Genomic DNA, 12,963 nt, shown 5'->3' on the forward strand with positions numbered 1-12,963 from the left:
TCTAGTATTAAAAAAGAATATGGTATTTTAGACTTACACATCAATTTTAAACAGTATATCACATGATGTTTCTTTTAAAATTTAAGAATTTTTTTTTAATTGCTTTTTCATGCTCCTTTCTTAGTATTACTATTGGGTGTGATCAAGAAAAGAGAGAGACGCTTTTTACACTGCTCAAACCTAATGAGACGGGTATCACTTTCCAAAATAAACTTTCTTTTGATGATTCCTTAAACATTCTAGATTTCGAATACATGTTTAATGGAGGGGGTGTTGCCATCCTAGACGCTAATATTGATGGTTTACCCGATATTTATTTTACGGGAAATCAGGTGTCTAATAGACTTTACATCAATAAAGGGAATTTTTCTTTTGAAGACAAAACTGATTTTTCGAATACCAGCAGTACAGGATGGTCTAACGGTGTCTCTATAACTGATATCAATCAGGACAACTTACCCGATATTTATGTTTGTAAAGGAGGTCCAAGAGGATCTTCGACAAAGGACATGGCTAATTTACTTTTTGTAAATAATGGAGATGGCACCTTTAGCGAAGAAGCTAAAAAGTATAAGATTGATGATGCTGGTTATAGCATTCAGGCGATTTTCTTTGATTACAACAAAGATGGACATAAAGATCTATATGTTTTAACCAATGCGCTAGTTGCTTTTAACAGAAATAATTCTAGACCAAAAAAACAAAATGGAGAAGCCGCAAGTACCGATCGATTATATAAAAATAATGGAGATGGCACATTTACTAATGTATCTCATGAAGCTGGTATTCTAATTGAAGGATTCGGACTGGGAGTTTCGATTTGTGATATAAATAATGATGGATGGCTAGATATATACGTGTCTAATGATTTTCTCACCAACGATATTCTTTATATCAATAATAGTGACGGTACCTTTACCAATAAAATCGGTAATTACATACGCCACCAAAGTTATAACGGAATGGGGTTAGATATTGCTGATATAAACAATGACATGTTATCAGATATAATAGTTCTAGACATGCTCCCTAAGGACAATGCTCGTCTTAAACAGACAGTTGGGTATTTTAGTTATGATAAATTTGTTCTTAACACTCAATATGGCTACCAACCCCAATTTGTACGCAATACGCTACAAATAAATAACGGAAATGGGTCTTTTAGTGAGATAGGGCAGCTTTCTGGAATACATAACACGGATTGGAGCTGGGCTCCCCTTATAGCCGATTTTAATAATGACGGGTGGAAAGACATATACATAACTAACGGCTATAGAAGAGATGTTACTAATCTTGATTTTATTAATTATGGAAGAGAATCCTCAAAAATGGGAACACGAGAAGCCATAAAAAAACAAAAACTCGATAAATTAAAGACACTCCCTGAAGTAAAACTATCGAACTATATGTTCGAAAATGATAAGACCCTACGCTTCAACTCTGTAAGTAAGGATTGGGGACTTTATCACCCAAGTTACTCTAATGGCGCAGCATATGCAGATTTAGATAACGATGGTGACCTAGATATTATCGTAAATAACATTGATGACCCTGCTTTTATTTTCGAAAATAACACAACCAAAGTAAAGAAGGATACACTAATTTCTAACAACTATTTAAGAATCCAACTAAAAGGAAACATCAATCCAGAAGGCACTCAAGTTTTTTTATACGACAGCACATCTATTCAACATCAAATATTTTCAACGACGCGGGGATATTTATCCTCTGTAGAAAACCGCATTCATTTTGGATTAGGGAAATCTTCTAAAATTGATTCTGTTAAGATTATCTGGCCTGATGAGAAATCGCAAATCTTGACTAATATAAATGCCAACCAAGAATTAGAAGCTCAGTACGCAAGTGCCGTCTTACCAAAAGCTTCATTCAAAAATACCCAAGCACCCATTTTCGTGAAAACCCATGATTCTTTAGGCATTACCTACATGCATACCGAAGATGAATATGTTGATTTTAAAAAACAACCCCTAGTACAACAAATGCACTCAAGACTTGGTCCCGGCATGGCTGTTGGTGATATCAATGGAGATCAACTAGAAGATTTCTTTGTTGGTAATGCCTCAGGAAAATCTGGTAGTTTTTTTATTCAACAGCGAGATCATTCTTTTATAGAACAGAAATTAGACATAGACATTAATTCTGACGACATGGGATCTTTATTACTCGACATAGATAATGATAATGATCTAGATTTAGTCATTGTAGGTGGCGGAATTACAAATACTTCCAAAGTAGACACATACAATACAACATTATACCTAAATAATGGTCAAGGCCATTTTACCGAAAAGGAAAAACACAACAATAGTGCTAGTGGTTCGGTTATCACCGCTGCCGATTATGACAGAGACGGAGATTTAGATTTCTTTATTGGCAATCGAATCTCACCAGGAGAATACCCCAAAACATCTTCGAGTGTACTTCTCAAAAATCAAAATGGTAATTTTATAAATACCACCCAAGAAGATTTTGACGGAGAAATGCCATTCGGAATGGTCAGTGCTGCCATATGGACAGATTTTGATAACGACCATTGGATTGATTTAATAGTTACCGGAGAATTTATGGAAATCAAATTCTTTAAAAATTATAAAGGAAAACTGAAAGACATTTCAAAAAACACAGGACTAAAACATACCTCGGGTTGGTGGAACAGTATTATCGCAGGAGATTTTGACACCGATGGTGATATGGATTATATAGTAGGCAACTTAGGTTATAACAGCAACCTAATCGCATCCCCATCAGAACCCGTTACGCTATATGCTAAAGATTTTGACAATAACGGATCTATTGACCCAATATTGACCTGCTATAGAGAAGGTACAGAACAAATAATATACTCTCGTGATTTGCTAATTCAGCAGATTAACGCTATGCGAGGTCGTTTTAAAACTTTTGAATCCTATGCAACAACATCGTTCCAAAACTCTTTTCTCCCTAAAGAAATAAAAAACAGTCAAATCCTAAAAGCCAATAACTTTTCTACCTCTTATTTTGAAAATTTAGGGAACGGAAAATTTGATCAAAAACCCCTACCGATTCAAGCTCAATTCGCTCCTGTTTACGGAATGCTTACAGACGATGTAAACCATGACAATAATCTAGATGTTATCCTAACAGGAAATATGTATAGCACAGAAGTTCTTACCGGACAATACGATGCATTTACAGGACTTGTTCTTTTGGGAGATGGAAATGGTAATTTTAAAGTAACGCCTTCTTATAAAAGCGGACTCGCCATTATGGGTGATGCAAAATCAGCAACAAAACTTACGCTCCAGAATAATACAAAGCTTTATCTTTTTTCTCAAAATTCAGGGAAATTACAATCCTACACTTTATCCAAAAAAAACAAAAAACAAATAACAGTCACTCCCAAAAACAACGAATACTATGCGATAGTATACCGAAAAAACAAATCCAGATATAGACATGAGTTTCATTATGGTGATGGGTACTTAAGCCAGTCAACACGGCATTTACAACTAAACAAAACCATTGTTGATTCTATAAAACTTGTCTCATATCAAGGAAAAGAAAGAATACTTCGCTTTAATACTAGTAACCTACCATGAAATATCATATAACACCATATTTGTATTTTTTACTTACCCTTTTATTTACTTCTTGTAAAAATCAGGATACTCTATTTACGGCTATGGATTCTTCATACACCCACATAAACTTTTCTAATAATATCGAAGAAGATGAAGAAAATAATATGTTTAATTTTATGAATATTTACACGGGTGCGGGTATTGGCGTAGGGGACATTAATAATGATGGACTTGTTGATTTATTTTTCTCCGGAAATCTGGTATCAGATGCATTATATCTCAATACAGGTGATTTTAAATTTAAAGACATATCCCAAAACGCAGGGCTCACTATTAATCGATGGAGCTCTGGGGTAAGTATGGTAGACATTAATCAAGATGGTTGGTTAGATATATACGTATCTGTATCCGGAAATAGCAAATACAAAGAGACCAATAATCTACTATACATTAATCAAAAAAACAATACTTTTAAAGAAATGGCAGCTGCTTATGGTCTCAATGATCCTGCACAATCTACGCAATCTGCATTCTTTGATTATGATCGCGATGGAGATTTAGACATGTTTCTTATCATCAACCCCGTAGATTATTCGTTATCTAGTGTAAATAGAATACGTCCCCGAAAAATAAATGGTGAAGCAAAAAGTACAGACAGATTATATCGCAATAACGGGGACAACACCTTTACAGATGTATCAGCCGAATCGGGCATTCTTATCGAAGGCTACAGCCTGGGACTTGGTATTAATGATATCAATAATGATGGCTGGCCAGATGTATACATATCAAATGATTTTTTAACTAACGACATAATGTATATTAATAATGGAAACGGTACATTCTCAGATCAATCTCACCATTGGCTAAAACATACAAGCTTTGCTGGAATGGGTAATGATTTATCCGACATCAATAATGATGGATTAACAGATATAATGGTTATGGATATGTTACCAGAAGATAACAAACGGCAAAAAATGATTATCCCGGCTAGTAGCTATAATAAATTTAAGTTATTAAATCAAAAATCCTATCAGAAACAATACACACGCAATACATTACAACTTAATCATGGTAACAATTCGTTTAGCGAAATCGGCTTTCTATCTGGTATAAGCAATACCGATTGGAGCTGGAGCATCTTATCAGCAGACTATGACAATGATGGTGCTAAGGACATCTTTATTACCAATGGTTTTCGCCGTGATCTAGGAGACTTAGATTATATTCATTACCAACAAAAGACCTCTAACCCTTTTGGAACCGATGCCTCTAAAAAAGAAAACAAATTAAAAGCTATTAAAGAAATGCCTAGTGCTGCAATTCCTAATTACTTTTTCAAAAATAATAATGACCTTACTTTTACCAACACATCACAAGCATGGGGAATCACTAAACCTGATCTTTCTAGTGGAGCCGTATATGCAGACCTAGATAATGATGGAGACCTAGATCTGGTTGTCAATACAATTAATTCTAAAGCCACCGTATTACGCAATAATAGTGAGCAATTAGCAAACACCAATTTTATAAAAATCAAACTTATAGGCGCCATAAATAATTGTAACGGTATTGGCTCAAAAATAAGAGTTAGTAATCAAGGGAAGCATCAATATTATCAGCACTATCTCAGTAGGGGTTACGAATCAAGCGTTGACCATTTCATTCATTTCGGAATTAGCAATGCAAAGACAATTGATAGTATTAATATCACTTGGCCAGACCAAAAAACAGAAACGATTTACAATCCAGCAATCAATACCTTGATTGTAATTGATCATAAAAATGCTGAACCTCAAAAATTAATAAAAGCAAATGAATTTCCTGAAACATCTAAAAAACTTTTTGAGGAGGTAGCTAGACAAAAAGACGCTCAATTCACTCATAAAGAAAATGAATTTATTGATTTTAGGTTACAACCTCTTCTCCCCCACATGCATTCAAAACTCGGCCCTAAACTGGCTGTAGGAGATTGTAACGGAGACGGCTTAGAAGATTTTTATGTAGGAGGAGCCAAGGGATATAGCGGGACCTTCTTTCTACAAAACGAACTTGGAGGTTTTGATCAAAAAACACTCGACCTCGATATTGATCAAGAAGACGTTGATGCCCTTCTTTTTGATGCCGACAATGATAATGATCTTGACCTCTATGTGGTAAGTGGTGGAACCGAATATCCAAAAAACAGTACGGCCTATCAAGATCGACTGTACCTAAACGATGGGTTAGGAAATTTTAGCAACAGTAAAAACAATATATTACCCAAAATAACTTCATCAGGATCAACTGTAAAAGCTTGTGACTATGATAATGATGGGGACCTAGACCTTTTCGTAGGCGGAAGAATTGTACCAGGCTCCTATCCTATGCCACCTCAAAGCTTTCTCCTCAATAATTCAAATGGGATATTTACAGATGTTACAGAAATTGCTTGTAAAACACTCAAAAAAAGTGGGATGATCACTTCTGTACTTTGGACTGATTTTGACAATGACTCCAAAATAGACCTTATGCTAGCAGGAGAGTTTATGCCGATTCGTTACTTCAAAAATAAGGGAACAACCTTCACAGAAATTACAAAAAAAGCGAATTTAAGCCCTTCACAAGGTTGGTGGAATAGTCTGGCAGAAGGAGATTTTGATAATGATGGAGATACCGATTATTTAGCAGGAAACCTAGGTATGAATAGCAGATACAAAGCAACTCCCGAGGAACCATTATGTATATACGCTAGTGATTATGACAAAAATGGCAGTATCGACCCTGTGCTTTGTTTTTACATTCAAAATAAAAATTACCCTGCTGCCCCAAGAGATTTGATGATTAGTCAAATAAATTCAATGCGAGGAAGATTCAAAACATATAAAGAGTACGCCGCTGTTACCTTAGAAGAAGCCTTTCTTCCAAAAGAATTAGAAGAAGCCCATGTTGTAAAAAGTGAAACATTCTATAGTTCCTATATCGAAAACCTAGGAAACAATACCTTCAAATTACATCGACTACCCACAGTAGCCCAGTTTGCTCCTATCAACGCTATTCAAGTTATGGATATTAACGGAGACCATAATTTGGATGCTCTGGTTGTAGGCAATAATTTATCAGTTGACGCCTCTGTAGGTGATTATAATGCTATGATTGGACTTTCTCTCATGGGTGACGGAAACGGAAATTTCGAACCCATTTTGGGTAATAAAACTGGTTTTTTTGTAGATTCAGATGCCAAAGATATTGCCACGATACATACAAAAACAAAGGACACCTTATTACTAGTAAGCTCAAACTCAGACATGCTTAAAATTTTTAAAAAGAATGATAATTAGAAAAGTATCACTAATGAAACATAAGCAAACATTTCATAAAAACATATATATAAAGGTGAGTATTATGCTAGCTTTTTTACTCACCTCCCTTGGTTGTAAAAAGGACCTCCCTGTTGAAAAAATAGACCTCGAAACTGGGTATCAACTGATAGAATGGAATAAAAAATTAACTGAAGTAATGATATCAGATGTTTTCACTCCTCCTGTTGCAAGCCGAATTTATGCGTACTCAAATATTGCAGCCTACGAAGCCATACAAGCAGCAGAAGGAAATAAGAATTCCTTATCGCAAAAATTAAATAAACTGTCTGATATCCCAACACCACAAAATCATCACGAAATAAATGCTACTATTTCTGGTGTGATTGCCTTTGCCACGGCAGGAAAATCTCTAGTATACAATAGTGAAGCAATCGAAAAACATAAAGAAGATTTTATTTCCCAATTAGAAAAAACAGAAATTGACACTAAAACACTTCAAAATTCTATTAATTACGGAGAAATAGTAGGAACGCATATTCTAGATTGGGCCAATACTGATGGATACCATCAGCGATCAGCACTGTCTCGCTATCAGCTAAAACTAAATGATCCTGGAAGTTGGAAACCAACACCTCCCGATTATATGGAAGCGATAGAACCAAACTGGAATACCTTGCGCACCTTTGTTCTAGATTCGGCTAATCAATTCCTCCCTGAACCTCCTACTGCTTTTGACACCATACCTTCTTCTCAATTTTACCAAGAAACTATTGCCGTTTATGATGCTGTAAAAAACCTAAGCCCCGAAAACCTCGAAAAGGCAAAATTTTGGGATTGTAACCCTAATATTTCTTTTACAAAAGGACATATTATGTACTACAAACAACAAATATCACCAGGAGGACATTGGATGATGATTGCTTGTCAAGTTATTAAGGAGCAAAAACTTTCTTCATTACAAGCCAGTGAGACCTTATCAAAATTAGGAATTACAATTGCAGATGCATTTATTAGTTGCTGGTCAGAGAAATATAAAAGTAGTCTAATTAGGCCGGAAACCTATATCAACACCTACATTGATCAAAATTGGAAACCTATATTACAAACACCGGCATTTCCAGAATATACCAGCGGACACAGTGTAGCTTCAAGCTCAGCCGCAATAATGCTCACTCATTTATTCGGAAATAATTACAAGTTCACCGACTCTACCGAAATCCCATATGGACTGCCAGCAAGATCGTTCGATTCTTTTACTGCAGCAGCAGAAGAGGCTGCAATAAGTCGACTCTATGGCGGTATTCATTATATGCCTGCTATCGAGAATGGAGTTAAACAGGGAACTCAAATCGGCAGGTATATTGTTAATAACATAGGAAACAATCACCGCAACTCAGATAAATAAACCTTTATATAAAAAAACACCTCATCTTTTATTCAAAACATAATATAATGAAAGTTAATATCTTTCAAAAACTTTCTTATATTTACAGTTACTTAACTTTTTGTCTAAAATAAACCAGAGAAATTGCTAAAAGTTATGTACTAAAACAAGGGTTCTCTAGAGACATCCACTAAACGACATTTTTTTATGAAATCTAAACTATGGTTATTTTACGCAATAATAACAACATTATTTTGGGGTATTTGGGGAGCATTTACAGGAGTTCCTGCAGAAAATGGATTTCCCGATACTTTGATCTACTGCGTATGGGCACTAACAATGATTCCTCCAGCACTTATTATTTTAAAACTAAATAACTGGAAACTTCAGTACGATAAAAAATCAATTATCTATGGTGCTATTATTGGTCTATTGGGCGCTGGCGGACAAATGATACTTTTTCATGCCGTAACTATTGGACCAACGTATCTAATATTTCCAATTATATCTGTTTCCCCAATGGTCACCATTATGTTATCCTTTTATTTATTAAAAGAAAGGACAGGTCGTCTAGGGACTTTAGGGATTGTTTTGGCCCTTGTTGCACTACCACTATTCGAATATTCTAATGGCGAAAATGAAGCTGATTATGGCTACTTGTGGTTCGTTCTTGCTATTCTTGTACTATTCGCTTGGGGACTACAAGCATACTTTATGAAACTTGCTAATAATACGATGAATGTTGAAAGTATCTTTTTTTATATGATGCTCTCTGGCCTATTTATCATACCCGTTGCACTCTATATGACCGATTTTTCTCAAGAAATTAACTATGGGCCTGACGGACCATGGTTAGCTGCTGGTATTCAAATTCTTAATTCTATTGGTGCATTATGCCTTGTATATGCCTTTAGATACGGAAAAGCGATGGTTGTATCTCCATTAACGAATGCTGGAGCCCCATTAATTACCGCTATAATAGCCATGATACTCTTAGGATATGTTCCGAATGGGTTCAAAATAACAGGGATTATACTTGCTGTTGCTGCCGCATTCTTATTAGCATTAGACCCAGACGATAAAACAAAAGAAAATAAAAGGTAGAAAACGTAGTTCTATTATTAGAAAACGATCATTGTTTACAGTGATCATAACAATTCTTAAAATAAAATGACAGTAAATGATGATGACGTAATACTGGGAACATCAAAAAAACATCTTATATCAAACATCTTGTTTTCTTGTTGATTCAAAATCAAATAAATAAACATAGCACACAACAACCCCAGACAGGTATGTTGGCTATGTTTCAGAAAAAACATTGTGATTTCGAAACAAATTGCAAGGAAACAGCCCTCTAAGAGGTATAAAAAAAACAGCTATGAAAACTATTTGTAACACACTTCTTTTAGTCCTATCAATTTGCCTTTTTCTAAACTGTAGCAATGATAATGGTACTAATGCTGAAAATGATACTGAAAATGACACTGAAAACGAAGATCAAAATGGGAATGAGGATGAAAATCCAACCGAAAGCAGCGTAACTATTGAGTATACAGAAAGTACAGCTGATTTTGCAAACCCTGACAGAGGTTTTTATAGATATTCAGAAACAAGAGCTAGTAATTATACTGTCTTATCAGAAGAAGAACTAAAAACATATAGTTCTCCTTCAACTTCCTCGGGCGCAACATACCAAACCATAAGTACTTTAGTTTTTAGATATTACATATTAGATGGTTTAACAACCGGAACGATTCCTCAAAGTTTTTTAGACAACATGCAGTTAGATTTTGACGCTGCCAGAAATGCAGGAGTAAAACTAATCCCGAGATTCACATACACCGTGTCATCTAATTCTGGTAGTTGTTCTGAAGGGTTTATATGCCCCCCTTATGGTGATGCCTCAAAATCTGTTGTACAGGCACAGATTGAGCAATTAGGTACCGTACTGACCGCCAACTCTGACGTTATTACCGCGATACAAATGGGATTTATTGGCACTTGGGGAGAAAATTATTATACCGATTATTTTGGAGATGCCTCTTCAAACGATACACAAGGAAAGTTACTTGATGAAAATTGGACAGACAGAATAGCTGTACTACAAGCTCTTCTTGATGCCACGCCAAAAGAACTGATGATACAAGTACGATATCCACAAATGAAACAACGTTTTGTATATGGTATTAATGCAACAACTGATGTTGCACCATTAACTAATGCCGAAGCTTTTACCTCATCAGATAAAGCAAGAATAGGGTTTCATAACGATTGTCTTTTTGCAAGTGCCGACGATTTTGGAACCTATCAAGATTATGGAAATACAGCCACTTCTAGCACAACAGATATTACAAACCTAAAACCTTATTTTGCAGATGATAGTAACTATGTAATAGTTGGAGGAGAAACATGTAACGATAGCTATAGCCCAGAAAATGATTGCTCTCCCACAGGCATAGCAGATACTGATTTAAGAACATTACATTACACATACCTCAATGCAGATTATAATAATGAGGTAAATAATGACTGGGTCGACGGTGGATGCATGGAGGATATAAAACGTAATCTGGGATATCGATTTGTTCTAAAAAATGCTGAATTTCCTGAAGAAGTAACTGCCGGAAATACTATTAACCTAACCATTAATCTTGAAAATATAGGCTACGCATCTCCTTCTAAAGAAAGAAATGTAAAACTAATTTTGAGAAATACCGCAGACGCAACTTTAACCGAATTCAAAATTGACACTGATATAAGGTTTTGGTTCTCAAGCGTATCCCTTTCTGGAGAATTTGAAACAGAAGCATCTATGCCAAAAGGAGATTATGAAGTCTTATTGCTGCTTCAGGACACCCACGAAAGCATTAAAGATCGTATAGAATATAGCATCCGTTTTGCGAACGACGACGTATGGGAAGAAAACACAGGTTTTAACAAACTAAACCACAGAATAACCATTATCTAATATCAAATTTTAATATTCTCTTGACCTCTATCTCTTTTTTCTTATCGCAAAAGAATCAAGTACATTATAAATTATTAATGGCGTATCTAGTTTTAATAAGTAATACCATCATTTTTTGCATTTATCACAATCTACACTTAGAGTAAGTTCATAAAACAACAGATACAATTCAATAAAAAAAAACACTTTAATACGCTTATTTTAAAGTGATTGCACTCACAACAAGCTATTTACTCTCTTCTAATAAGCTCCCTTTATGCTATACTTATTATCTAATCAAAAGAATCAAAAATTAATAATCTCATCAAATTTATTTCTAAATGATAACAAACCATCAATAAATTCACTAAAAGTTAATCATATTCGCTAAAAAATATATTAAATTACCTTAATTAAAACTTAAAATAAAAAATAAGGTTAATATAGCATATAAATATGTAAATATTGATGTGTTCTACTTCTACATTCATGCATATCTTTGCCTTGTAAATAATACATAACTTAAAATTAGAAATTATGAAAAAAGCTGTAATCGAATGTTTGGTACTAATCGCAGAATTAATGTCAAATTACCATGCAGATGTTAACTAGTCAAGGATTAGAAACAACATCAAACAAAGTAGGACATCAAGTATGTCAAAAAACAGGAGTTTCCCATTTACGCCTCAAAAAATATAGAAACGTTCCTATAAGGATATATATAATGTAGGTTATCAAGTTAAAAGCTTGAATGGGTAACTCCTTTTAAGTAGTTACGATATAATTACCTTTATATTAGCATCCTCTAACCTTTTTAGATCAGCCCGATCTATATTCTCATCGGTCACCACCACATCTATCTTATCCAAAGAACAAATAAAAGCAAGGCTTCTTCTACTGAATTTGCTTGAATCGGCTACCAAAATCACCTCTTTGGCAATATCAATCATAATTTGATTAAGTGAAGCTTCTTCTATATTAGGAGTAAATGCCCCCACAGTGGTATCAAAACCATCAACACCAATAAATACTTTATCTACATAAAAATTCTTAAGATTTTTCTCGGCTAATGGCCCTACCAAAGAATGCGAATTTTTCCTCAAAGTACCTCCAGGGACTATTATATTAATACCAGGAAATCCAATCAATTGATTAACTATATTAAATGCATTGGTAATCACATTAAGAGAAGTCTTGGTATCTAAATTCTTGGCGATTTCCATAGTAGTTGTTCCAGAGTCGATGATAATAGTTTCTCCTTCATTGACAAGACTAGATGCTTTCTTTCCTATTTTTATTTTCTCGCCATAATGAATCTTATCTTTATCCGAAATCTGATAATCTATACTTACATTATTTTCATATTTCATTGCTCCTCCTCTAGAGCGAATAAGCAATTTCTTTGATTCGAATAAATCAAGATCGTTCCTGATCGTTACTTCACTTACCTTAAATTGCTCGCTTAATTCATGAACAAAAACCTGACCATTATCATTAAGCATATTTAATATTTTCTTACGTCGTTCTACTGTAGATCGTTTTTTCTTGCTTTCTCCCATACCTTAAGTAACTAGTTTATATACCAAAATTAACCATTTGCAACTTACATCGCAAGAATATGTCATGAATATTACAACATCCCCAATTTTAACAAAGTTTTTATTTGAAAAAAATAATGTTTTGAAAGTTTAAATAACTTTTGTAAATTTGTATCAAAATGTTTCGAAAGCATTTCGAAATTAT

6 protein-coding genes are annotated in these 12,963 nt (G+C 34.5%); 5 read left to right on the forward strand and 1 reads right to left on the reverse strand.

Annotation, left to right across the window (positions count from 1 at the left end):
• Positions 1 to 62 precede the first annotated feature (62 nt).
• The 5 genes from DZ60_RS0108055 to DZ60_RS0108075 all read left to right on the forward strand — a co-directional run bounded on the left by DZ60_RS0108055 (position 63) and on the right by DZ60_RS0108075 (position 11,241).
• Entirely contained in the window at positions 63 to 3,599 is a 3,537-nt protein-coding gene (locus tag DZ60_RS0108055) for a VCBS repeat-containing protein (RefSeq protein ID WP_081740433.1), read from the forward strand.
• Complete coding sequence (locus DZ60_RS0108060) at positions 3,596 to 6,904, forward strand: VCBS repeat-containing protein (protein ID WP_025741581.1); 3,309 nt, start codon at positions 3,596 to 3,598, stop codon at positions 6,902 to 6,904. The genes DZ60_RS0108055 and DZ60_RS0108060 overlap by 4 nt, the downstream gene beginning before the upstream one ends.
• A gap of 13 nt (positions 6,905 to 6,917) precedes the next feature.
• The gene (locus tag DZ60_RS0108065) at positions 6,918 to 8,291 is read left to right on the forward strand and encodes a vanadium-dependent haloperoxidase (protein WP_161634377.1); all 1,374 of its coding nucleotides are present in this window, start codon (positions 6,918 to 6,920) and stop codon (positions 8,289 to 8,291) included.
• A 186-nt stretch (positions 8,292 to 8,477) separates the two neighbouring features.
• Positions 8,478 to 9,374, forward strand: a complete 897-nt coding sequence (locus tag DZ60_RS0108070; RefSeq protein ID WP_025741583.1) for a DMT family transporter — start codon at positions 8,478 to 8,480, stop codon at positions 9,372 to 9,374.
• 277 nt (positions 9,375 to 9,651) lie between these two features.
• Positions 9,652 to 11,241 carry a DUF4832 domain-containing protein gene (locus DZ60_RS0108075; protein ID WP_081740435.1) on the forward strand — a complete coding sequence of 530 codons (1,590 nt, stop codon included), beginning with the start codon at positions 9,652 to 9,654 and terminating at the stop codon, positions 11,239 to 11,241.
• Positions 11,242 to 11,993: 752 nt separating this feature from the next.
• Here DZ60_RS0108075 and agaR read toward each other — a convergent pair.
• On the reverse strand, positions 11,994 to 12,779 hold the full coding sequence (agaR, locus tag DZ60_RS0108080; RefSeq protein WP_025741585.1) for a transcriptional repressor AgaR: 786 nt from the start codon (positions 12,777 to 12,779) through the stop codon (positions 11,994 to 11,996).
• Positions 12,780 to 12,963 lie beyond the last annotated feature (184 nt).

The sequence above is a fragment of the Aquimarina pacifica genome, assembly GCF_000520955.1.
Taxonomy (GTDB): Bacteria; Bacteroidota; Bacteroidia; order Flavobacteriales; family Flavobacteriaceae; genus Aquimarina; species Aquimarina pacifica.

What these genes read in the sequence shown, in the direction of transcription:
- DZ60_RS0108055 (WP_081740433.1), top strand. Translation starts at nt 63, where the DNA reads ATGATGTTTCTTTTAAAATTTAAGAATTTTTTTTTAATTGCTTTTTCA.
- DZ60_RS0108060 (WP_025741581.1), top strand. Translation starts at nt 3,596, where the DNA reads ATGAAATATCATATAACACCATATTTGTATTTTTTACTTACCCTTTTA.
- DZ60_RS0108065 (WP_161634377.1), top strand. Translation starts at nt 6,918, where the DNA reads ATGAAACATAAGCAAACATTTCATAAAAACATATATATAAAGGTGAGT.
- DZ60_RS0108070 (WP_025741583.1), top strand. Translation starts at nt 8,478, where the DNA reads ATGAAATCTAAACTATGGTTATTTTACGCAATAATAACAACATTATTT.
- DZ60_RS0108075 (WP_081740435.1), top strand. Translation starts at nt 9,652, where the DNA reads ATGAAAACTATTTGTAACACACTTCTTTTAGTCCTATCAATTTGCCTT.
- agaR (WP_025741585.1), bottom strand. Translation starts at nt 12,779, where the DNA reads ATGGGAGAAAGCAAGAAAAAACGATCTACAGTAGAACGACGTAAGAAA.